The sequence below is a fragment of the Shimia sp. MIT1388 genome (assembly GCF_047124445.1).
Taxonomy (GTDB): Bacteria; Pseudomonadota; Alphaproteobacteria; order Rhodobacterales; family Rhodobacteraceae; genus Shimia.
Genome location: NZ_CP138921.1, coordinates 3,204,387 through 3,225,529, shown reverse-complemented (window position 1 = coordinate 3,225,529; position 21,143 = coordinate 3,204,387). Strand labels below are relative to the sequence as shown.

At 55.9% G+C, this 21,143-nt stretch carries 21 protein-coding genes and 1 pseudogene; 7 read left to right on the top strand and 15 right to left on the bottom strand.

Annotation, left to right across the window (positions count from 1 at the left end; genetic code table 11):
- Positions 1-53: 53 nt before the first annotated feature.
- Positions 54-2,765: a preprotein translocase subunit SecA gene (gene secA, locus SIB92_RS15960; RefSeq protein WP_412552970.1), complete on the bottom strand. Its 2,712-nt coding sequence runs from the start codon at positions 2,763-2,765 to the stop codon at positions 54-56.
- Between the two features lie 171 nt (positions 2,766-2,936).
- Here secA and SIB92_RS15955 point away from each other — a divergent pair, with 171 nt between their 5' ends.
- The 3 genes from SIB92_RS15955 to mutT are packed head-to-tail and all read left to right on the top strand — an operon-like array spanning position 2,937 to position 5,434.
- The gene (locus SIB92_RS15955; RefSeq protein WP_412552969.1) at positions 2,937-3,809 is read left to right on the top strand and encodes a peptidylprolyl isomerase; all 873 of its coding nucleotides are present in this window, start codon (positions 2,937-2,939) and stop codon (positions 3,807-3,809) included.
- Positions 3,810-5,039 (top strand): bifunctional glutamate N-acetyltransferase/amino-acid acetyltransferase ArgJ, encoded by a 1,230-nt coding sequence (argJ, locus tag SIB92_RS15950; RefSeq protein WP_412552968.1) that lies wholly within the window; start codon positions 3,810-3,812, stop codon positions 5,037-5,039.
- Positions 5,036-5,434, top strand: a complete 399-nt coding sequence (gene mutT / locus SIB92_RS15945) for an 8-oxo-dGTP diphosphatase MutT (protein ID WP_412552967.1) — start codon at positions 5,036-5,038, stop codon at positions 5,432-5,434. Before argJ ends, mutT begins: the two co-directional genes overlap by 4 nt.
- Before the next feature lie 388 nt (positions 5,435-5,822).
- Here the strand turns inward: mutT and infB are convergent, their stop codons facing one another.
- The 6 genes from infB to pip all read right to left on the bottom strand — a co-directional run bounded on the left by infB (position 5,823) and on the right by pip (position 13,873).
- Positions 5,823-8,318, bottom strand: a complete 2,496-nt coding sequence (gene infB, locus SIB92_RS15940) for a translation initiation factor IF-2 (RefSeq protein ID WP_412552966.1) — start codon at positions 8,316-8,318, stop codon at positions 5,823-5,825.
- A complete protein-coding gene (locus SIB92_RS15935; RefSeq protein ID WP_412552965.1) occupies positions 8,315-8,947 on the bottom strand; it encodes an RNA-binding protein in 633 nt (210 codons plus the stop codon). Before SIB92_RS15935 ends, infB begins: the two co-directional genes overlap by 4 nt.
- 23 nt (positions 8,948-8,970) lie before the next feature.
- Positions 8,971-10,587 (bottom strand): transcription termination factor NusA, encoded by a 1,617-nt coding sequence (gene nusA / locus SIB92_RS15930; RefSeq protein WP_412552964.1) that lies wholly within the window; start codon positions 10,585-10,587, stop codon positions 8,971-8,973.
- 4 nt (positions 10,588-10,591) lie between these two features.
- Positions 10,592-11,185: a ribosome maturation factor RimP gene (rimP, locus tag SIB92_RS15925; RefSeq protein WP_168590900.1), complete on the bottom strand. Its 594-nt coding sequence runs from the start codon at positions 11,183-11,185 to the stop codon at positions 10,592-10,594.
- 142 nt (positions 11,186-11,327) lie between these two features.
- Positions 11,328-12,839 carry an ABC transporter substrate-binding protein gene (locus tag SIB92_RS15920; protein ID WP_412552963.1) on the bottom strand — a complete coding sequence of 504 codons (1,512 nt, stop codon included), beginning with the start codon at positions 12,837-12,839 and terminating at the stop codon, positions 11,328-11,330.
- 59 nt (positions 12,840-12,898) lie between these two features.
- The gene (gene pip / locus SIB92_RS15915) at positions 12,899-13,873 is read right to left on the bottom strand and encodes a prolyl aminopeptidase (RefSeq protein WP_412552962.1); all 975 of its coding nucleotides are present in this window, start codon (positions 13,871-13,873) and stop codon (positions 12,899-12,901) included.
- A gap of 49 nt (positions 13,874-13,922) precedes the next feature.
- On the opposite strand from pip, the gene ubiG reads away from it, so the two are divergent.
- Entirely contained in the window at positions 13,923-14,666 is a 744-nt protein-coding gene (ubiG, locus tag SIB92_RS15910) for a bifunctional 2-polyprenyl-6-hydroxyphenol methylase/3-demethylubiquinol 3-O-methyltransferase UbiG (RefSeq protein ID WP_412552961.1), read from the top strand.
- 4 nt (positions 14,667-14,670) lie between these two features.
- On the opposite strand, the gene SIB92_RS15905 is transcribed toward ubiG, so the two are convergent.
- From SIB92_RS15905 to SIB92_RS15885, 5 genes and pseudogenes are all read right to left on the bottom strand, one after another.
- A complete protein-coding gene (locus SIB92_RS15905) occupies positions 14,671-15,105 on the bottom strand; it encodes a MarR family winged helix-turn-helix transcriptional regulator (protein ID WP_168590904.1) in 435 nt (144 codons plus the stop codon).
- The gene (locus tag SIB92_RS15900) at positions 15,106-15,936 is read right to left on the bottom strand and encodes a carbon-nitrogen hydrolase family protein (RefSeq protein WP_412552960.1); all 831 of its coding nucleotides are present in this window, start codon (positions 15,934-15,936) and stop codon (positions 15,106-15,108) included.
- A gap of 6 nt (positions 15,937-15,942) precedes the next feature.
- Positions 15,943-16,200: a glutaredoxin 3 gene (gene grxC / locus SIB92_RS15895; protein WP_412552959.1), complete on the bottom strand. Its 258-nt coding sequence runs from the start codon at positions 16,198-16,200 to the stop codon at positions 15,943-15,945.
- A gap of 40 nt (positions 16,201-16,240) precedes the next feature.
- Positions 16,241-16,726: a ComF family protein gene (locus SIB92_RS15890; RefSeq protein WP_412555852.1), complete on the bottom strand. Its 486-nt coding sequence runs from the start codon at positions 16,724-16,726 to the stop codon at positions 16,241-16,243.
- A 51-nt stretch (positions 16,727-16,777) separates the two neighbouring features.
- Positions 16,778-16,969 (bottom strand): annotated as a pseudogene (locus SIB92_RS15885) (double zinc ribbon domain-containing protein); the annotation flags it as partial.
- 18 nt (positions 16,970-16,987) lie between these two features.
- Between SIB92_RS15885 and SIB92_RS15880 the strand changes: the two are divergent.
- The gene (locus SIB92_RS15880) at positions 16,988-17,806 is read left to right on the top strand and encodes a methyltransferase domain-containing protein (RefSeq protein WP_412552958.1); all 819 of its coding nucleotides are present in this window, start codon (positions 16,988-16,990) and stop codon (positions 17,804-17,806) included.
- Between the two features lie 23 nt (positions 17,807-17,829).
- The gene (hemH, locus tag SIB92_RS15875) at positions 17,830-18,882 is read left to right on the top strand and encodes a ferrochelatase (protein WP_412552957.1); all 1,053 of its coding nucleotides are present in this window, start codon (positions 17,830-17,832) and stop codon (positions 18,880-18,882) included.
- A gap of 105 nt (positions 18,883-18,987) precedes the next feature.
- On the opposite strand, the gene SIB92_RS15870 is transcribed toward hemH, so the two are convergent.
- Both SIB92_RS15870 and SIB92_RS15865 read right to left on the bottom strand, forming a co-directional pair.
- Positions 18,988-19,170 (bottom strand): hypothetical protein, encoded by a 183-nt coding sequence (locus tag SIB92_RS15870; protein ID WP_283424386.1) that lies wholly within the window; start codon positions 19,168-19,170, stop codon positions 18,988-18,990.
- Between the two features lie 147 nt (positions 19,171-19,317).
- Positions 19,318-19,914 carry a L,D-transpeptidase gene (locus SIB92_RS15865; protein ID WP_412552956.1) on the bottom strand — a complete coding sequence of 199 codons (597 nt, stop codon included), beginning with the start codon at positions 19,912-19,914 and terminating at the stop codon, positions 19,318-19,320.
- Positions 19,915-20,081: 167 nt separating this feature from the next.
- On the opposite strand from SIB92_RS15865, the gene SIB92_RS15860 reads away from it, so the two are divergent.
- Complete coding sequence (locus SIB92_RS15860; RefSeq protein ID WP_412552955.1) at positions 20,082-20,597, top strand: CAP domain-containing protein; 516 nt, start codon at positions 20,082-20,084, stop codon at positions 20,595-20,597.
- On the opposite strand, the gene SIB92_RS15855 is transcribed toward SIB92_RS15860, so the two are convergent.
- Positions 20,588-21,082, bottom strand: a complete 495-nt coding sequence (locus tag SIB92_RS15855) for a L,D-transpeptidase family protein (protein ID WP_294118037.1) — start codon at positions 21,080-21,082, stop codon at positions 20,588-20,590. The two genes, SIB92_RS15860 and SIB92_RS15855, sit on opposite strands and share 10 nt — an antisense overlap.
- Positions 21,083-21,143 lie beyond the last annotated feature (61 nt).

Sequence of the window (21,143 nt, the reverse complement as noted above, 5' to 3'; positions counted from 1 at the left end):
AGGGCGCCCATAAGGCACCCTTTTGATCTTTGTCTGTCGGTTTATGGCGCAGATCAGGCCAGTCGACCGTGGCAATGTTTGAACTTTTTGCCTGATCCGCACGGACACGCTTCGTTCCGGCCAGGGTTGCCCCAAGTCGACGGATCATTCTCATCAAAGCCCGCCAAAGCTTCGCCGGTTGGTTCTGGAGCGGCCTGCGCCGGAGTGGAACCCGCCTGAGCCTGAGCCATCAAGGCCTGCTGACGCATCACCATCTCCTGTTGCAGCTGCTGTTGCTCTTCCTCGGAAATAGGCCGCACACGTGACAGAGTTGTGGTCACATCTTCGCGCAGGCTGTCGAGCATGCTTTCAAACAACTGGAACGCTTCGTTCTTGTATTCATTGAGTGGATCACGCTGCGCATACCCACGGAAGCCAACAACAGAGCGTAGGTGCTCCAGCGTCAAAAGGTGCTCGCGCCACTTAGTATCAATGGTCTGAAGCAAGATTTGCTTCTCGATCATACGCATGGCTTCTGGACCGAAATTCGTGGCCTTTGCTGCCATCATTTCGTCTGCCGCATCTTCAAGACGCTCGCGGATGTTGTCATCATCCACACCTTCTTCAGCCGCCCATTCGATTACAGGCACGTCCACGCCAAGGTGCTCGATAACAGACGCATAAAGCCCTTCTGTGTCCCACTGATCTGCGTAGGTTTTAGGTGGCAAATACTGCTCAACCATATCGCCGATCACTTCGTGACGCATGTCCTGTACAATCTCGGACAGGTCCGCAGCTTCCATGATTTCACGACGCTGGGAGAAAACCACCTTCCGCTGGTCGTTCATCACATCGTCAAACTTCAGAAGTTGCTTACGAATGTCAAAGTTGCGACCTTCCACCTTGGCCTGGGCGCGCTCCAGAGACTTGTTCACCCATGGGTGCACAATTGCCTCGCCCTCTTTCATGCCAAGCGAAGACAGAACTTTGTCGAGACGGTCAGAGCCAAAGATGCGCATCAGATCATCTTCCAGGCTCAGGAAGAAAGAGGACCGGCCCGGGTCCCCCTGACGGCCCGACCGACCGCGAAGCTGGTTGTCGATCCGGCGGCTTTCATGGCGTTCGGTCGCCAGAACAAAAAGACCACCGGAGTCTTTGACCGCCTGCTCATCACCCTTATGCGCGGCTTCGATGTCCGCACGAATTTTCTCGTGATCGCCGTCAGGATTTGCGGCGATAGCTTCCAGCACTTTGAACTCGACGTTTCCGCCCAGTTTAATATCGGTACCACGGCCCGCCATGTTGGTCGCAATGGTCACAGCGCCCAATTTACCAGCATCTGCAACAATCTGCGCTTCTTGCTCGTGCTGACGCGCGTTCAGAACGTTGTGCTTCACGCCTGCTTTCTCAAGCAAGCCAGACAGGAATTCAGACTTCTCAATCGATGTAGTGCCGACCAGAATAGGCTGCCCCTTTTCATGGGCCTCTTTGATCGTCTCGACTATTGCATCAAACTTTTCACGTGCGGTGCGATACACTGCATCGTCTTCGTCCACACGCGCCACACCGCGGTTGGTTGGCACTTCGACCACGCCGAGGCCATAAATTTCTTGGAATTCTTCGGCTTCCGTGGCCGCGGTACCGGTCATGCCACCAAGTTTGTCGTAGAGACGGAAGTAGTTCTGGAAGGTCACCTGCGCCAAGGTCACGTTTTCGGGTTGGATCTCACAGCCTTCTTTGGCTTCAATTGCCTGATGCAGGCCTTCGGACAAACGGCGGCCCGCCATCATGCGGCCAGTGAATTCGTCGATCAGAACAACCTGCGCGTCCCGCACGATGTAGTCTTTGTCCTTGGTGAACAGCTTGTGTGCCCGCAGACCCTGGTTCACGTGGTGGACGATGGTTGTGCTTTCCGGATCATAAAGGCTCTGACCTTCCGGCAGCAGCCCGCGCGCGTGCAGGTGCTGCTCAAGGAACTCGTTACCGTCATCCGTAAAGGTCACGTTCTTGGACTTCTCATCCACCGTATAGTGATCGTCCTGTAAATCCGGGATCAGTTTGTCGATCGCGATGTACATTTCCGTACGATCCTGGGAGGGGCCGGAAATGATCAAAGGCGTCCGTGCTTCGTCGATCAGGATGCTGTCAACTTCGTCCACAATCGCGAAATGGTGGTTTCGCTGGGACATGTCGGCGAGCTCACCCTTCATGTTGTCGCGCAGATAGTCAAAGCCCAACTCGTTGTTGGTCGCGTAGGTCACATCACAGGCGTAAGCGGCACGCTTTTCGTCTTCTGGCTGCTGTGGGTACACAACACCGGTCGTCATGCCCAATGCGCCAAACACATTGCTCATCCACTCCGCGTCACGTTTTGCCAGATAGTCGTTCACAGTAACAACGTGCACGCCCTTGCCGGTGAGCGCGTTCAGATAGGCTGGGAAGGTCGCCACAAGGGTTTTACCTTCACCCGTTTTCATTTCCGAAATGTTGCCTTGGTGCAGGAAGATGCCACCCATCAACTGCACGTCAAAGGCCCGCAGACCCAAAGCACGTTTTGCGGCTTCACGACAATTAGCAAAGGCTTCCGGCAAAAGTGCATCAAGGGACTCGCCACCTTTCGCACGCTCGGACAGTTCTTTGGTTTTGTCCTTTATGCCTTCGTCTGTCAGCTTCTCAAATTCTGCTTCAAGCGCGTTGATCTTTTCTACGATCGGTCGCGTCGCCTTGACCTTGCGATCGTTTGGCGTGCCAAACACTTTTTTGGCGAGTTTTCCGAAACCGAGCATATAACTTGTCCTTCGTTGACGCTTTCGTGCGTGGCTAATTCTTGCTGTCCCGGCTCTGTGCTCCTAGAAACGGGGAAACAGCCTGTTTGCCTTGAACACAAAGCGATGTAAGGGGCGTCAGGAACAGTGTCAACGCCGCCAACCCGCGCGGCACAAGCCAAGGACAAAACGATGTCAAAACACCTCAATTTCTTGCGTGCCGGCGTGATTGCTTTCTGCGGTGCGCTGCCTGCCTTTGCCGAGGATGCGCCGTCGCTTGACACCGTTGTTGCCTCTGTAAACGGAGAAGTCATCACACTTGGCGAAATGATCTCGGTGCGCGCGGGTTTGCCTGAGCAGTATCAATCAATTCCAAGTGATGTCCTGTTCAGCAGCATCCTCGATCAGCTTGTACAGCAAACCGCGCTCGCCCAAAGCCTGGGCGAAGCCATTCCCCAACGGGTTGAGATTGCATTGAACAATGAGCGCCGTACCCTGCTTGCGGCCGAAGCGCTTGAGGGTTTTGTGCTGCAAAACGAACTGAGCGAAGACGAGCTGCGCGCCGCCTACGACGACAAATACCAAGGCTTTGTTGGCGAAGATGAATTCAACGCAAGCCACATTCTTGTTGCCACTGAAGAAGAAGCCAAGGCGATCCGCAAGGATCTGACCGACGGCGCTGACTTCGCCGAGACCGCGATGGCCAAATCCACCGGACCGTCCGGCGCCTCCGGCGGAAGCCTTGGCTGGTTCGGGATGGGTCAAATGGTCAAACCCTTTGAAGAATCTGTGATGGGCCTCGCTGTCGGCGAAATCTCCGCACCTGTGCAAACCCAATTTGGCTGGCACCTGATCCTGTTAAACGACGCCCGCAAATCGCTCGCTCCTTCTTTTGAGGACGCCCGCACCGAGCTCGAAAACGATGCTCAGCGTCGCGCGGTAGAGGCCTTCATCGCGACGACTGCTTCCGAGGCAGATGTGGATCGAACAGGCGCAGAGGCAATTGACCCGAACGTGTTGGCAAAAACCGATCTGCTGAACCCAAACCCGGTGCAGGATCAGTAAATGGCCAAGATTGAACATGTGTCTCCGCTAGCGCCCGAGCGGTTCCCGGACCTTCCCGCCATCAAAGGCGCATCCTTCGCCGCTGTTGAAGCGGGTGTGAAATACAGCGGACGCAAAGACGTTATGCTGGCCGTTTTGCGACCGGGGAGCGTTGTGGCCGGGGTCTTCACAAAATCAGCGACGCGATCCGCTGCGGTGTTGGATTGTCAGGCCAAGATTGGCTCCGAAGATTCAGCAGGCGCAGCCATCCTTGTGAACGCTGGCAACGCCAATGCCTTCACCGGCAGCAACGGAGAAAGCTCTGTCATGGCTGTGACACAGGCTGTCGCAGCGTGCACTGGGCTACCGGAAACCCGTGTATTCACGTCTTCGACCGGCGTGATTGGCGAACCATTGCCGCACGACCGGATCACGGCGAAATTGGACGATTTGCGCGACAGCTTGTCTGAAGACCGCATCGAGGACGCCGCCGAAGCAATTCGCACGACGGATACTTTTGCAAAGGGTGCGTCCAAATCTGTCTCAATCGGCGGCCAGACGGTTAACATCTCCGGCATTGCCAAAGGGTCCGGCATGATCGCGCCCGACATGGCGACCATGTTGGTTTACATCTTCACCGACGCCAAGATCAGCCGTACAGAGCTTCAATCGCTGGTGTCTGATCTCAACGAAATCACCTTTAATGCCATCACCGTGGATAGCGACACGTCTACCTCTGATACCCTACTTGTGGCCGCCACAGGGGCGTCAGAAGTTGAAGTCTCCAGCGCTTCTGAGGACTTCAAAACCGCGTTGCACGAAGTGATGCGCGATCTCGCGCATCAAGTGGTCCGCGATGGAGAAGGCGCCACCAAATTTGTCGAGGTCAAAGTGACTGGGGCCGCTTCCAAGGCCGATGCCCGTATCCATGCCGCTGCCATCGCAAACTCTCCGCTCGTCAAAACCGCCATCGCGGGCGAAGACCCAAACTGGGGCCGCGTTGTGATGGCCATTGGTAAATCCGGCGCTGCGGCAGACCGGGACTTGCTGAGCATCCGTTTTGGCGATGTGCTTGTAGCCGAAAACGGCTGGGTGGCCCCCTCTTACAAGGAAGAAGACGGCGCCAAGTATATGGAGCAACAAGAGGTCGTCGTACATGTCGATCTAGGGTTAGGGGACGCTGAGGACACGATGTGGACCTGCGACCTGACCCATGGATATATCACCATTAACGCAGACTACCGCTCATGAAGACAGTCCTTGTTGCTGCCGTCGCCTTGATCGACGTCGATGGACGGATTTTGCTCGCCCAGCGGCCAGAAGGGAAGTCCATGGCCGGGATGTGGGAATTTCCGGGCGGGAAAATCGAAGCGGGCGAAACGCCTGAGGTCGCCCTGGTGCGAGAGTTAAAAGAAGAGCTTGGCATCGACACCTGGGAAAGCTGTCTTGCGCCACTGACCTTTGCGTCCCACAGCTACGATAATTTCCATTTGCTGATGCCACTTTTTGCCTGTCGAAAATGGAATGGCATTCCATCGGCGCAGGAGGGGCAGACGCTGGCCTGGGTCAAGGCGAAAGACTTGCGAAATTACGAGATGCCGCCCGCCGATATTCCGTTAATTCCAATCCTCAGAGATTGGCTTTGAGGGCACAAACTGTGCAATTGATCGTCTTTTGAGCAACATTTTGTAGCAGTTTGAGAAACCGACGGCTTTCCTAGCGATTGATTGTGTCCTAACATGAAACTTATGTGACGGGCGCATATGCACCAAATGTTAACCAATTTACTGTTTCATCGATGTCAATCAAATGGGGATTTTTGACATGCTTAAGACGATCACAGTTGGAAGTTGTGTTTCTATTCAAGGACAGGTGATCAAAAACCTGCCAGACGGTCGGGTTTCGATCCGCGTCGGAGACACGGTGTACTCTGGGAAGCCGATCTCCTAAGAGCATACCCATCTAAGAAAAAGGCCGCCTCTCACGTAGGCGGCCTTTTTCTTTTCTGTGTACGGTGTCGCGAAAGACGCTGGATTAATCCAGCGTCCTTGTGACTTCTTCACGCTCAAAGATTTCGATCACATCGTCAGCGCGGATATCGTCGTAGTTCTCAAATGCCATACCGCATTCCTGACCAGATTGAACCTCTGCCACCTCATCTTTGAAGCGTTTGAGCGTCTTCAGTGTGCCTTCGTGGATCACCACGTTGTCACGCAACAGGCGCACACCGGCAGAGCGGCGCGCCACGCCTTCGGTGACGATACAGCCGGCCACTTTGCCCACACCGGTGACTTTGAACACTTCTTTGATCGCAGCGTAGCCAATGAAGTTCTCGCGAATTTCTGCGGAAAGCAGACCCGAAGCAGCCGCCTTAACGTCATCCACGAGGTCATAGATCACCGAGTAGTACCGGATCTCCACACCCTTTTGGTTGGCAGTGTTACGCGCAGATGCGTTGGCACGGACGTTGAAGCCCATGATCGGCGCACCAGAAGCTTCCGCCAAACCAACATCGGTCTCGGTGATCGCGCCCACACCATGATGCAGAACACGTACGCGGACTTCGTTATTGCCGATTTTTTCCATCGCCTGAACGATGGCCTCGGCAGAACCCTGAACATCCGCTTTTACCAGAATTGGCAGCTCGGCGACGTTCTCGTCTTCCTTGGCCTTCTGCATCAGCTGCTCCAGCGTGGTCGCTGCGCCAGCTGCCGCACGTTTGTCCTTGGCGGCTTGCTCACGATACTCAGCGATCTCACGCGCCTGCGCTTCGGTCTCGGTCACGTTCAGAACGTCACCCGCTTCCGGCGTACCGTTCAGACCAAGCACCTCGACAGGCACCGATGGACCAGCTTCTTTGACGCGTTCGCCCTTGTCGTTAATCAGCGCACGGACTTTACCGTACTGCTCACCTACAACGAAGATGTCGCCTTGTTTCAGCGTCCCGGTCTGAACCAGAACAGTCGCCACAGGACCACGGCCCACATCAAGCTGCGCTTCGATCACAGCACCCTGAGCTGCACGATCCGGGTTGGCTTTCAGCTCCAGGATTTCTGCTTGCAGCGCAATGGCTTCGAGCAGTTCATCCAGACCCTGGCCGGTGTGCGCGGAAACTTCAACGTCTTGCACTTCACCAGACATCGCTTCCACGATCACCTCGTGCTGCAGAAGCTCTGCGCGCACTTTGTTTGGATCTGCGGCAGGTTTATCGATCTTGTTGATCGCCACAATCATTGGCACTTCGGCCGCCTTGGCGTGGTTGATCGCTTCGATTGTCTGCGGCATGACCGAGTCGTCAGCGGCCACAACCAGAACCACAATATCAGTTACCTGTGCACCACGGGAGCGCATGGAGGTAAAGGCGGCGTGGCCTGGGGTGTCGAGGAAGGACAGCGTTACGCCATCATCAGTTTTTACCTGATAAGCACCGATGTGCTGAGTGATGCCGCCTGCTTCGCCGGACACAACTTTCGCGTCGCGGATCGCATCCAGAAGCGAGGTTTTACCGTGGTCAACGTGTCCCATGATGGTGATGACCGGAGGACGACCTTGCAGGTCTTCTTCCTTGTCCTCGACATCTGCAATCACATCTTCCACGTCCGCGTCGGAAACGCGCACAACCTTGTGGCCGAATTCTTCAATGATCAGTTCCGCAGTGTCCGCGTCAATCGACTGGTTCTGCGTAACCATCATGCCCATTTTCATGAGCTCTTTCACAACGTCGGCAACACGCTCCGCCATACGGTTGGCCAGCTCGGACACCACAATGGCCTCCGGCAGCTGCACGTCACGCACAACCTTTTCGCGCTCAACTTGACCGCCCATAGCTTTTTGACGCGCGCGCTCTTGCTTACGCTTCATAGCCGCCATGGAACGGTGACGGTTGTTCTCGCCACCGGTTGCCTGACCCAGTGTCAGCTTGCCGGAACGACGGCCATCATCACGACCTTTGTTGCCGCGACCACGCTGTTCACGCTCACGGTCCGCTTTGCGTGGTGTTGCAACTGGTGCTGGTTTACCAGATGGCGCGCCACGGCCTTGCGGCGTGGAAGACGGCGCAGGTGCAGCAGCTTCGGCAGCTGCACGTTTCGCAGCAGCTTCGGCAGCTTCCTTTTTCTTGCGCTCTTCTTCTTCCGCTTTCTTACGGGCACGCTCTTCGGCTTCGCGTTGCTCGCGTTCTTTGGCTTCCGCCTCCAAACGACGGCGCTCACGGGCTTCCGCGCGTTCTTTTTCTTCCGCTTCACGCTTGGCAGCGTCTTCGGCTTCGCGGGCCTTCGCAGCCTGCAGCGCCTTCAGACGGCGTTCCATTTCCGCATCAGAAATGCCTGAAGGGCGGCGCGAAGGATCGCCGCCTGGTTTCGCTGCACCGCCACCAGTTTTGGCCGCGCCGGGCTTAGGCACCACAACGCGCTTACGCTTGGTTTCTACCACGACATTTTTCTTACGTCCGTGGCTGAAGCTCTGCGTTACGTTGCCGGGGCGGTTGCCGCCGCGCAGACCCAAGGTTTTTTTACCGTCGTTATCGCTCATCTGGCTGTCTTGTCCTTCCCGGAGGCCGCTGCCACCGTTTCTTCGCGTACGCCTTTTAATCTTAGGGCTTCCTCTACAACACGTTTTGTGAGTCCGCCAGACGCAAGCGCTCCATGTATCACAGTTTGTCGCCCAAATGCCAAACCCAATTCGGCAGATGTGAGCCAATCTATGTAATGACCTCCATAAGGAGGCCGTAGTTTCGATTTGCCACGTTCCGAGCCATCGCTCGCTTGCAGCAGGACCTCGGCTTCATCTTTGACAAGCCAGTCCTTCACTTTCTCATATCCGGTCACCGCGGAGCCGGATTTGCGCGCCAAGCTGATGAGCTCAACCGTGCGTCGGCCCAACTGACGAGACACCTCGCCCACCAAATCCTCAGGTACCGTCACCTGCTGTTTGGCGGCGCGGGAAAAGACACCCTTTTTAGATGCCTTCGCCAGAGCCGAGGCCGAAGCTGTCACCCACATGCCCCGTCCGGGCAATTTGCCAGTGACATCCGGCACAACCTGCGCATCTGGGCCGACCACAAAACGGATCAGCCCCTCTTTTGGCGCCACAGCGCCGGTGACAATGCACTTGCGCTCTGGCGTGTCGCCCTTTTTGCCGGGACGGCCACCGCGGCTCATCTCACGCCCTCCGAGGCCTGAGATCAGACCTCAGCCTCCTCGGAAGTTTCTTCTTCGCCTTCTTCGGCATCCGCTTCCAACTCGGCAGGGTCAACCCATCCCAGAACGATGCGCGCAGTCATCACCATGTCCTGCGCTTCCTCCAGCGTTACGCCAAATGGCTCCAAAACGCCGTCGTCTTTCACGCGCTCAGTGCCGTTGGTGGTCCAACCACCGGCCAGCTCCCAGTCAGCACATGTCGCAAAATCTTCGAGGTTCAGAACGCCATCTTTGGCCAGCGCCTCGATCATCTGGGGTGTCAGACCCTCAAATGCAACCAAGCTGTCCTGAACACCCAATTCACGGGCAGCATCCAGTGCAGCTTTGTTTTGGGCATCGATGTAGTCACGCGCGCGGGCCTGAAGCTCACCAGCGGTGCCTTCGTCCACGCCGTCGATAACCAGCAGTTCGTCGATCTCAACATAGGCAACCTCTTCGAGGTTGGTGAAGCCTTCAGACACCAGAAGCTGGGCAAAGAACTCGTCCAGATCCAGAGTTTCCATGAACAGCTTAGTGCGCTCTTCGAACTCTTTCTGACGACGCTCGGATTCTTCGGCCTCGGTCATGATGTCGATGTCCAGCGCGGTCAGCTGGCTTGCCAGACGCACGTTCTGACCACGACGACCAATCGCCAGAGACAGTTGCTCATCTGGTACAACCACTTCGATTTTGCCGGCTTCTTCATCCAGAACAACCTTGGACACTTCTGCAGGCTGCAACGCATTCACGAGGAAGGTCGGCTGGTCTTCGTTCCAAGGGATGATGTCGATTTTTTCACCCTGAAGCTCGTTTACAACCGCCTGAACGCGGGACCCGCGCATACCAACACAGGCTCCAACCGGATCAATCGAGCCATCGTGGGAGATCACAGCGATCTTGGCGCGGGACCCCGGGTCACGGGCCACAGCCTTGATGTCGATGATACCATCATAGATTTCAGGCACTTCCATTTTGAAAAGTTCGGCCATGAACTCAGGCGCGGTACGGCTCAGGAAAATCTGGTGGCCACGTGGCTCACGGCGGACTTCCTTAATGTAGGCGCGGACACGGTCGCCGGAACGATAACTTTCGCGGCCAATCTTATCATTACGACGCAGCACGGCTTCTGCACCACCCACGTCGACAATCACGTTGCCAAACTCTTCACGCTTCACAGCACCATTGATGATGGTACCTGCGCGGTCTTTGAAATCTTCGTACTGACGGTCACGCTCAGCTTCACGCACTTTCTGCAGGATCACTTGCTTGGCGGATTGCGCGGCAATACGGCCCATTTCAACCGGCGGCACTTCTTCGATGAATTGCTGGCCGATTTCCGGATTTTCCATGTACTGCTTGGCCTGCTCAACAGTGAACTCGGCCTGATAGTTTTCCAACTCTTCGTCAGCAACCACGGTGCGCACACGGGTGAAGGTCGCTTTGCCGGTCTTGCGGTCGATGGACACGCGAATGTCCATTTCTGCGCCGTAGCGGCTCTTGGCGGCACGGGCGAGCGATTCTTCCATCGCTTCGACCACGAGACCCGGGTCGATCATTTTCTCACGCGCCACCGCTTCGGCGGTTTGAAGCAGCTCGAGCTGGTTTGCAGAGGTGATTGCCATGATTTTACTCCTCAGACTCGCCGGACGCTTCTTCGCCGGTCTCGATGTCGTCAAATTCGTCTTCGTTCAGAATGCCCGCTTCTTTGCGCGCCTTGAGCATCTCTTTGATCAGATCGTCGGTCAGCATCAGCTTGGCATCCGCCAACCAGTCAAAGTTCAAGCCCACCGTAACGGTTTCGCCTTGATCCTCGATGTTGATCAAAACATCTTCGCCTTCGATGCCAGCCAGAATGCCGCGGAACCGCTTGCGTCCGTCGATGAGCTCAGCTGTTTCGACTTTGGCTTCATAGCCTTCGTAAGCTTCAAAGTCCTTCATCCGCGTCAGAGGGCGATCCACGCCGGGACTGCCAACTTCCAACGTGTACGAATCCGCAAGCGGGTCCTCGACGTCCAGAATGGCGCTCACCGCATTAGAGATCTGTGCGCATTCGTCCACTTCGATGCCGCCACCTGGCCGCTCAGCCATGATCTGCAACGTGTGGGTCTTGCCCCCCATCAGACGCAGGCGCACAAGTTCAAACCCCATGTCCTCAATGACTGGGGCAACAATATCTGCCAGCTTGCGGTCAATCGCCGCTTTGGCAATGAGGTCACTCATAGGCGTCTTCCAAACACAAAAAAACGGGCCCGCGGCCCGTCGATCTTTCCCGGTGGAGCGTTCAGGCTAACCCGACCGCGCCGCTGTTGAGAGGGATATACGTTGACAAGGCTGAGTCTGCAAGCCCCCAGAGGAAATATGCCTAGGCACGCCACCAGCGCTCGGCAAAACGTGCATTGTCGAGTGCGTAATGCGCGCCAATGGTCATGGGGGTGCCGATTTTGTCAGTAGTGGCTTGGAGATGGTTGGCAAACGCCGGAACGACAAGACTGCCATCGCGCTGCACAAGGCGCTGTAGTTCGCCATAAAGGCCTTCTCGTTTTTGCGCGTCCATTTCAGATCGCGCCTTCGAGAGTAGTTCATCCGCCTTACGATCTTGCCACGCTGCGCGGTTCCACATTCCGCCTTTTGCGAGGTAGGTCGACATCGCCCAATCCTCGGTCGCGCGCCCCGCCGAAAAATGAAGCGACGCAGCTGAAAGATCTTGAGCAATTTCGACGCGCAAGCCAATTTGCGCCATTTGAGTCCCAAAGGCTTCCAGAACTGGCGCAAAATCCCGCATCGACTGCGGCGACACGGCAAGGGACAAGCGCTCAATACCTTCATTTTTTAACAGTGACCTAGCCCGCTCCGGATCATACGTCACCAAATCGGACTGGTCAGAGAAATAGGGGTTCGCTGGACCAATTGGCGTGTCCCAGCCAACCTGACCGAAACCCTGCAAGCTCGACTGTACCAATGCGGGTCGATCCAAGCCGTATTTCACCGCTCGCCGGACAGCATCTGCTTGCTGCGCGTCCAAAGCCCCCCCTATGGCAAAGCTGTAATGCTGATTCCCCGCCAAGTTTTGCAGCGTCAGGCCCTTATGGGTCGCAATTTGCCGCGCATGGGTCGGTGCGATTTGCCCGGCGACCTCAGCATCCCCTTCAAGGAGCGCATTCAATCGAGCGGATGGATCGATTTCGTTCACACAGTGCAACGCCTCAAAAAAACCGGCCTTTTCGCCCTTGTAGTGATTTGACACACGACGCGCGCGCAAGCTTTGCCCCGGCAAAAACTCCTCAACTTTGTAGAGCCCTGTACCAATCCCGTTTTGCATCGCCAGCTCGACGTAGCCGGCAGGATAAATCACCAAATGGTAATCGGACAGCAAGTAAGGAAAATCGGCGTTTGGCGCGTACAGAGTGAACTGAACCTGATGTGACCCAAATGCCTTAAGTTCCGACACACCACGCAAAATCGGCTCTACAGGCGATGTGTTTTGCCCAATGTGCAAGGCAAAGGTCTCCAACACGTCCTGCGCCACAAATGATTTGCCGTTGTGAAACTGCACATCCTTGCGCAGATCAAATGTCCAAACCCGTGCATCTGCACTGGCGGTCCAGCTTTCCGCCAACTCTCCGCGCAAAGCTCCGTCGGGGCCGATCTCAGTCAGACAATCAAACACCGCGCCATGACATGCCGCCATCATGAAGAGGCTGTCGTGCGTGCGCACATCCCAAGTGTCGCTCGACCGTCCGCCAGGCAAAACAGCGCGCAACGTTCCACCAGCCTTGGGAGTAGCTGCAGCCAGCCCCAACCCTGATGCCGCCAGCACACCTGCTGCGGCACCGGTGGTCAAAAGGCTACGTCTACTAATGCGTGACAAGGTCAAACTCCGGTAAGTCGGGAGTAGATGAGAAAGCCATCTCGCGCCAATGTCCAGCCGTTTTGCTAAATCCGCGCCAAATCGTCCATGATGCGCACAAGCTCCGCGCTGATCCCAGGCTCCGACAAAGCATGGCCTGCGTTGCGAATGACCCGCAGATCCGCCATTTTGCCCCAGGCCGACGCCAGATCATAAGCGGCCTTTGGCGGGCAAATCATGTCGTAGCGGCCTTGCACAATGTATCCGGGAATATCTTTGAGGGCCGCCATATTCGCCAAAATGTGGCCGTCTTCCTCAAGAAATCCTCGGTTGCGGAAATAGTGATTCTCCAAGCGTGAAAACGCACGTGCGTACTCTGCAGGCGCATCGCCACTGGACCCATTGGAATACACCGAGGCCAGCGCGTTTTCCCAACCCGCCCAAGCACGTGCGTATTTAATTTCGGTGGCGCGGTCCCCGCAGAAAAGGCGGTGGTGATAAGCTTCGATCAGATCTCCGCGCTCTTCTTCTGGCACCAATTCAGAAAACCGCGCCCACGGTTCCGGCCAAAAATGACCTGCGCCGCCGCCATAGAACCAATCCAGCTCCGATTGAGTCATCAGAAACACTCCGCGCAGAACCAGACATACCGTCTGCGCCGGATGGGATTGCGCATACAAAAGTGACAAGGTCGCGCCCCAGCTGCCGCCAAAGACAATCCATTCGTCAATCTCCAGCGTATCCCGAATACGTTCCATATCCGCCACCAGGTGCCAGCTGGTGTTGTTCTCCACTTCGGCATGCGGACGGGAATGGCCACACCCACGCTGATCAAACAGGATCACACGATAGACATTAGGATCAAAATAGCGCCGCATCGCAGGACTGGACCCGCCGCCTGGGCCGCCATGCACCACAACAACCGGCAACCCCCTTGGATTGCCCGATTGTTCGACGTAGATGCTGTGCCCGTCGCCCACGTCCAGCATCCTCTGGTCAAAGGGCTCGACCGGAGGATAAAGGTAGTGCACTGCGCGCTTTTGGCCCGAGTTTTTGTCCATGTCCTACCTATAATGGTTGCGACGCCCAAATGAGCATGGAGAGTTGAAAATGCAAGCCACCAATACCACGGTAGACCCTGCCGAAGTGGCCAAATTTGAAGCCATGGCGGCTGAATGGTGGGATCCCAACGGCAAGTTCAAACCGTTGCACATGCTCAATCCGTGCCGACTTGATTACATTACGACGCAGATTGCCGCGGAGTTCAATCGCGACTTATCCTCCGCGCGCCCTTTTGAGGGACTACGGCTGCTCGACATCGGCTGCGGTGGCGGTTTGCTGTCAGAGCCAATGGCGCGTCTCGGTGCCGAAGTTGTTGGTGCTGACGCCGCGGGCGGAAACTTACCGGTGGCGCGCATTCACGCTGAGCAGTCAGGTCTCGACATCGACTATCGCCACACAACCGCCGAAGCCATGGCCGAAGCTGGTGAGCAATTTGACGTCGTCTTGAATATGGAAGTTGTTGAACATGTCGCTGATCCATTGAGCTACATGACCGCTTGTCAGCAACTGCTCAAATCCGGCGGCTTGCACATTTGTTCCACCATCAACCGGAACCCCAAAAGTTTTGCGATGGCGATTGTGGGCGCGGAGTACATCATGCGCTGGCTTCCAAAAGGCACGCACGAGTGGAACAAGTTCATCACGCCCGATGAGCTGTTTGACTTGATTGAAAAATCAGGCCTCACACCGGTAGATCGCAAGGGTTTTGTCTTCAACCCGATCAGTTGGCAGTGGTCGATTTCGGACAAAGACTTGAGCGTCAACTATGTAACGGCCAGTACCAAAGCCTGACAGGCTACTCTTCGAGCTTCAAACGCAACTCACGCAAGATCGGAAGCGCTGCGCGCACCCGGTCATCCCCCAAACGACTGACCATATCGTTGATGATCGGCTCCATGCTGGCCAGAGCCGCATCGCGGGCCTGTCGGCCTGCCGGGCTGATCGCCACCATCTTACGACGGGCATCGTCCCAATCCGGACGGATGTGCACGTAGCCTGCGGTTTCCAGCTTATGCAGCGTGTTCGTCATGGCCCCACGTGTGAGGTGAAACGTCTTCGCGAGCTGCGCCGGACTGCGTTCGGCGTTGGAGCGATCCAAATGGTTCAGAACCGAAAAATGCGACAGCTCCATGCCCTTAGGCAGAACTTTGGACAAACGGGAGCGCGCAAGCTGATCCACCATCAGAATCTCGCCAAACAGCGTAATCGCCAATCCGCTTTTGTCGTTCATTTAGGGCCCGCTGAAGTCTCGGTCGTGTTGTAGGGACGGCACCTGCCTACGGGCCTTCTGAACCAATGTCAGATCAAGATCAACAAGCGTGACCCCGGGTTCTGTACCTGCATCGGCCAAAACCTCTCCCCAAGGCGCGACAATCATAGAATGCCCATGTGTGCGGCGCGATTGTCCTTTGGTGGCAGGGTGTTTCCCTGTTTGCGCAGGTGCAATCACAAAACAGCCGGTTTCAATGGCACGCGCGCGCAGCAACGTCTCCCAATGCGCCGCGCCAGTGACATGCGAAAAGGCCGCAGGCACCGTCAGGATGTCCGCACCTGCTTTTGCAAGCTTTCGATGTAGTTGGCCAAATCGCACATCATAGCAAATGGACAATCCAAGATTTCCAAAGGGCGTCTCCGCAACAACCGCCTGCCCACCAGGCCGGTAGCCATCAGATTCGCGATAGGTCTCTTCCGGCGTCACATCCACATCAAACATGTGGATTTTGTCGTAGCGTGCAACGATGTCCCCGGCCGCAGAGATCACAAACGATCGGTTGGCGAAACGACCGTCCGTATCGTTGGTTTTTAAACCGAGACTGCCAACCAGCAACCAAATTTCTAGCTCCGCACACAAGGCTTGAAGCCCTGCGAGCGTTGCATCTTCGGTTTCCAACCTTAGCACGCTTTCCTGATGGCTGCGGCTTGTCGACAGGCAATTCATCACCTCCGGCAAAAAGGCAAACTCTGCCCCTTGCTCCTTAGCCTCACACAGCATGGCACTCGCCGTTGCCAGGTTTTCCTCAGGCAAGTCCGAAGACGTCATTTGAAGCAAAGCCACGCGCATGGTCAGTTACGCCGCTAGCAAAGGATCAAGCTTGCCCGCGCGCTCCAAAGCATAAAGATCATCACACCCGCCAACATGCGTATCGCCAACAAAGATTTGCGGCACGGTGCGGCTACCATTTGCCCGCGTGATCATCTCTGGCTTCCGGTCAGGGTCTTGCAAAACATCGATCTCGACAAACGAGACGTTCTTTTGGGTCAAAAGCCGTTTGGCGGCGTGGCAAAACCCGCAAAGTGGGCTGGTGTAGATCTCGACCGGCTGCATGGCGTGTCCTTGTGATTTCCTGTTTTCCGTTGTCCGGCATTTAGGCATCCTTTGCAACGCGCGCCAGTGTTGCCACACACACTTCTTTGGCATTTGCAGTGAGGCAGGCCTGCGTTGCGGCGCGCAAAGTTGCACCACTGGTCAAAACATCATCAACAAGAAGCACCTTAGCATCCTTTATGATAGGCGCCCTTCGCCGATTGCGTTCGATTGCCCCTCGCAGTTTTTCCGCCCTCTCAACCGCGCCCAATCCCTCCAGCCCACCCAATCCTCTCGGGCGCACCAAAAGATCGGCACAAAACGGAATACCTGAAAGAGACGCCAAATTTTTTGCCAACAATGAGGCTTGGTTATACCGCCGCTTCAGAAAGCGCAGGCGATGCAGCGGCACTGGAGCGATCACATCAACGCCTTTCAGGATCGGACGTGCTGCTTGGTTGAGCCATTGTGCCGCCGGTAGAGCTATGTCTGTGCGATCTCCGTGCTTGAAAGCCAGGATTAAGTTACGGCCAGCGCCACGATACAAGAGCGCAGATCGCCCTCGTGTCCACGGAGGGGGATCAGACAGACAGGCGTCACAAATAACACGACACTCCTTTGCCTCTGCGGCCACTGGACGCCCGCAACTGTCACACACGGCGCCGCCAAGGAACGTGGTTTCCGCCCAACAATCGGAACACAGCCCAAAATCACTTTCCACCATGTGGCCACAAGCCACACATCGTGGGGGAAACAATAGGTGTATGGCGGTTTGAAACTTCGCCTTCACCTGCCTATTGTCCGCAACATGCAAAACAACCCTCGCCTCACTGACACAAACGCGCTGCGCCGCAATCGCGCCCGCGCAGACCTGAACACCGGCATGTTTCTGCACGACGCAGCCATTGCCGAAGTTCAGGATCGCCTCAGCATGGTTAACAGAGGGTTTACGGCGCCAGCCATCGTGACCGGATTTTCGAACACCTGGCAGAGGTGTCTGCCAAATGCGAAGGTCGTGGCGGACAATGATATTCTGGACCTGCAAAGCCAGAGCCATGATCTGGTGATCCATGGCCTGGGCCTACACTGGGCCGACGATCCGGTTGGGCAAATCATTCAATGTCGGCGCGCGCTCAAGGATGACGGCTTTTTTCTTGCCGTGACATTTGGCGGGAAAACCCTGCATGAATTGCGCGCCTCATTGGCACAGGCCGAGGTCGAAATCACCGGTGGCTTGTCTCCTCGGATTGCTCCAATGGGAGAAATTCGCGACCTTGGCGCGCTTTTGCAACGCGCAGGGCTGGCATTGCCGGTCGCAGACACCGTTCCTTTGAAAGTAACCTACGAAACCCCTTGGGCGCTCATGAAAGATTTGCGCGCAATGGGAGAAGGAAATGCTTTAGTCGATCGCCTGAAGCGACCGACACGCCGCGCCGTTTTGATCCGGGCCTGTGAAATCTACGTAGAGACATTCATGGACTCGGGACGCATCCCGGCGACCTTCGAATTGATCTTCCTCACTGGCTGGTCACCGGATGCCAGCCAGCCACAACCGCTGCGCCCTGGCTCAGCAACAACCCGTCTCGCGGACGCGCTCAGCACGTCCGAAATCAAATTGCCAAAGTGACCCACTTACACGGACCTCAGCACATGACCCAAGCTACATGCCCGGCCCACGCCCCAAAAGACCACCCGAAAGTGGCCCGTGGCAAAACCGGCATTCTCCTGGCCAACCTCGGAACGCCAGATGACTACACCTATTGGCCCATGCGTCGGTATCTGAACGAGTTTCTGTCCGACAAACGTGTGATCGATTACCCGTCCTGGAAATGGCAGCCTTTGCTGCAATTGATCATCCTGACAAAACGTCCGTTTTCCAGTGGCGAAGCCTATGAGTCGATTTGGGACAAAGAGCGCGGCGAAAGCCCGCTGATGGTGATCACCAAAGATCAAACCGCCAAGATCAAAGAAACGCTGGAAACCCAATACGGCGATCAGATCATGGTGGATTTCTGCATGCGATACGGAAACCCGTCGACGATCTCGAAGGTCCGGGACATGGTCGCCGCGGGCTGTGAGCGCATCCTGTTTTTCCCACTGTATCCACAGTATGCAGGCGCCACGACTGCAACTGCAAATGACCAGTTCTTCCGCGCTTTGATGAAAGAAAAGTGGCAACCCGCCGCGCGTACCGTGCCTGCTTATTTTGAACATCCGGCCTACATCGACGCTTTGGCTAAATCTGTGGAAGAAGCGTATGGCAAAGCAGAAAAGCGCCCTGAGCTACTGGTTGTTTCCTATCACGGCATGCCCAAGCGCTACCTGATGGAGGGCGACCCGTATCATTGCCAATGCCAGAAAACCACGCGCCTGCTGAAAGAACGGCTGGGATGGGAAGACACCGATCTGTGCACTACATTCCAGTCGCAGTTTGGCCCGGAAGACTGGCTGCGCCCTTACACGGTGGAAGAGGTGGCGCGCCTCGCGAAAGAAGACGGCAAGACCAACATCGCCGTCATTGCGCCAGCATTCTCTGCCGATTGCATCGAAACACTGGAAGAGATCAACGAAGAGATCAAAGAGAGCTTTGAGGAAGCCGGTGGTGAGGACTTTCTCTACATTCCTTGCCTGAACGGTGATGCGCCTCACATCTCTGCTCTGTGCAAAATCATTGATGAAAACCTGGGAGGTTGGGTGAAATAGCCCAACCAGACACTTCGGGTGCGCCATCGGTGCACCCAAGTCCGGAACGCAAAAAAGGCGGAGCCAAGCTCCGCCTTTTCTATTTTCAGATCGCTTTAGTGCGACTTAGGATGCAGCTGCAGCCGCGGCCACGATGACCAGCAGCAGAAGCGGAACCCAAACGTCATTGCCGGAGCTACCAGCAGCTTCTTCGATCACAACAGGTTCAACAACCGGATCGGCCATGGAGCCCGCGAATGCGGTGGAAGCAGCAGCAGTCAGAGCAGCAGCGAGAACGAGTTTCTTCATAGTATCCTCCAGAATTCGCTTGCCACCAATACAATGAGGGCGATGACAAGCACCCAAGACTTACCTCGTAGGAAATGTCTAAACAGCAAAATGTTGGCTTTGCAAACCCAAGATTGCCGAAACGCCCCTACCAAGGTCCAAATGTCGTCAAATTAGCAACACTTGCGTGCCGACTTTTGTCAACGAAAACAATTCGGAGATGTGCTCGTTGTACAGCCCGATGCACCCGTTGGAAGAACGCCGGCCAATTTTCCGCGTGTCATGGGTTCCGTGGATCCGATAATAGGTCCAACTCAGGTAAAGAGCGTGTGTTCCCAATGGATTATCTGGTCCGGGACCCACGTAGTCCGGCCATTCAGGATTGCGCTTCTTCATCGATGGTGTCGGACGCCAGCTTGGACCGTCCACTTTACGCACCACTTTGGTACGCCCGCGTCGTGTGAGATCTTCGGTCAGAGGCACAGATGTCGGGTACAGTTTGTACACGGTCTCGTCTTCAGACCAGTAATGCAAGGCGCGCGATGTCACGTCGACCAGCACAGCGCCGTTTTTGAGGTTGTCAAAATAGGGAGCCCAATCCAGCGAGCGGAAGCTCGAGATGTTGCGCACGACAATCTCGTCCAGATCCCGTTCCACCTCTGTGGTTCCGGTCTCGGTTTGCGCAATTACCGGCGCGCTCAGGAAAGCTGCACCGCTCGCCAAAAAGGCACGACGACCTAGTTTTTCAGACCGATCAACAGCCATTTGTTCCTCCAGAACCCACATATAAAAGACCGCGCAATCATATGGCCGGAATGCCGCAGTCGCAAATCAATCCAACGTTAAAAGAGCAATGTCACGCCGATGTGGGTTTTCATGGCAACTTTGGACGGTTAGGACTCTGCCATTCATTTTGTTGGGACGGAAATACAATGCGTGCAATTGCTCTTTTGCTGGTAGCGGCTCTTGGTTTGGTAGGCTGTGGTGCAGGCGGATCCAGCACCAAGCAATACAAGATTTCCGGCAGCAGCACATCCAAAGTGCAATATCAGGTATTGGACTCTATCAACGCCCTGCGCGCCGCCTCTGGTGCTCCGGCCGTCGAATTGAATGCCCAGCTTAACGCCGCAGCCGCAACCCACTCCCGTGATATGTCTCTGCAGAATCGACCCTGGCACTTTGGCTCTGACGGATCTTCGCCTCTGGATCGCGTTGCCCGTGTTGGCTATTCCGGCACGCTTGCCGGTGAAACCATCAGCGAAACCTACGAATCAGAGGTCGAAACCCTCGCGGCTTGGATGCAGCAGGATGACACCCGCGCCGTGATTTTGGACCCGAAAGCACAGGACATGGGCTTTGCCTGGTTCCAGGAAGACAGCGGCAAAATCTGGTGGACCTTGGTGATGGGCAAGCGCACAGCGGTGCAGCTTGCCGATTTTCAGGGGTAAATCGAGATAACGGTGCCGTTGTTCACCATCGCGTAGATCTCGCGCATTTCCCGATCCGTGACCGCGATACAGCCCGCGGTCCAATCGTCTTTGCCGTCCCGATACTTCTTGGGGCGTCCGTGGATGAAGATATCGCCGCCGGGTGATTTACCCAATGCAGCCGCATTCGCACGATCCGCAGCGTTGGGGTAGGACACGCCAATCGACAGGTAGAACTGGCTGTTAGGATTGCGGCGGTCGATGTAGTAATCGCCCTCTGGTGTCTTGCCGTCACCTTCCACCTGCTTATGGCCAACCGGCTGGAAGCCCAGGTGCATATCGTAAGATTTCAACACCTTATCGTGGTGCATCAGATAGAGTTTACGCTGCTCTTTAAACACGGCAACGCGGGTCACTTCCGGCCCGTTGTATCGCATAAATTTACTGGAACAGCTCGCCAAGCCAAACGTCAAAACCGCAATCAACAACGCGGAAACCAAACGCATCATGTAGGTCCTTTATGTACCCTGCCTCATTTTGAGGTCTTCTAACAGATTTTGGCCGTTT

Bases quoted from the DNA above. Each gene is read 5' to 3' on its own strand.
- secA (WP_412552970.1), bottom strand. From the start codon at position 2,765: ATGCTCGGTTTCGGAAAACTCGCCAAAAAAGTGTTTGGCACGCCAAAC.
- SIB92_RS15955 (WP_412552969.1), top strand. From the start codon at position 2,937: ATGTCAAAACACCTCAATTTCTTGCGTGCCGGCGTGATTGCTTTCTGC.
- argJ (WP_412552968.1), top strand. From the start codon at position 3,810: ATGGCCAAGATTGAACATGTGTCTCCGCTAGCGCCCGAGCGGTTCCCG.
- mutT (WP_412552967.1), top strand. From the start codon at position 5,036: ATGAAGACAGTCCTTGTTGCTGCCGTCGCCTTGATCGACGTCGATGGA.
- infB (WP_412552966.1), bottom strand. From the start codon at position 8,318: ATGAGCGATAACGACGGTAAAAAAACCTTGGGTCTGCGCGGCGGCAAC.
- SIB92_RS15935 (WP_412552965.1), bottom strand. From the start codon at position 8,947: ATGAGCCGCGGTGGCCGTCCCGGCAAAAAGGGCGACACGCCAGAGCGC.
- nusA (WP_412552964.1), bottom strand. From the start codon at position 10,587: ATGGCAATCACCTCTGCAAACCAGCTCGAGCTGCTTCAAACCGCCGAA.
- rimP (WP_168590900.1), bottom strand. From the start codon at position 11,185: ATGAGTGACCTCATTGCCAAAGCGGCGATTGACCGCAAGCTGGCAGAT.
- pip (WP_412552962.1), bottom strand. From the start codon at position 13,873: ATGGACAAAAACTCGGGCCAAAAGCGCGCAGTGCACTACCTTTATCCT.
- ubiG (WP_412552961.1), top strand. From the start codon at position 13,923: ATGCAAGCCACCAATACCACGGTAGACCCTGCCGAAGTGGCCAAATTT.
- SIB92_RS15905 (WP_168590904.1), bottom strand. From the start codon at position 15,105: ATGAACGACAAAAGCGGATTGGCGATTACGCTGTTTGGCGAGATTCTG.
- SIB92_RS15900 (WP_412552960.1), bottom strand. From the start codon at position 15,936: ATGCGCGTGGCTTTGCTTCAAATGACGTCTTCGGACTTGCCTGAGGAA.
- grxC (WP_412552959.1), bottom strand. From the start codon at position 16,200: ATGCAGCCGGTCGAGATCTACACCAGCCCACTTTGCGGGTTTTGCCAC.
- SIB92_RS15880 (WP_412552958.1), top strand. From the start codon at position 16,988: ATGCAAAACAACCCTCGCCTCACTGACACAAACGCGCTGCGCCGCAAT.
- hemH (WP_412552957.1), top strand. From the start codon at position 17,830: ATGACCCAAGCTACATGCCCGGCCCACGCCCCAAAAGACCACCCGAAA.
- SIB92_RS15870 (WP_283424386.1), bottom strand. From the start codon at position 19,170: ATGAAGAAACTCGTTCTCGCTGCTGCTCTGACTGCTGCTGCTTCCACC.
- SIB92_RS15865 (WP_412552956.1), bottom strand. From the start codon at position 19,914: ATGGCTGTTGATCGGTCTGAAAAACTAGGTCGTCGTGCCTTTTTGGCG.
- SIB92_RS15860 (WP_412552955.1), top strand. From the start codon at position 20,082: ATGCGTGCAATTGCTCTTTTGCTGGTAGCGGCTCTTGGTTTGGTAGGC.
- SIB92_RS15855 (WP_294118037.1), bottom strand. From the start codon at position 21,082: ATGCGTTTGGTTTCCGCGTTGTTGATTGCGGTTTTGACGTTTGGCTTG.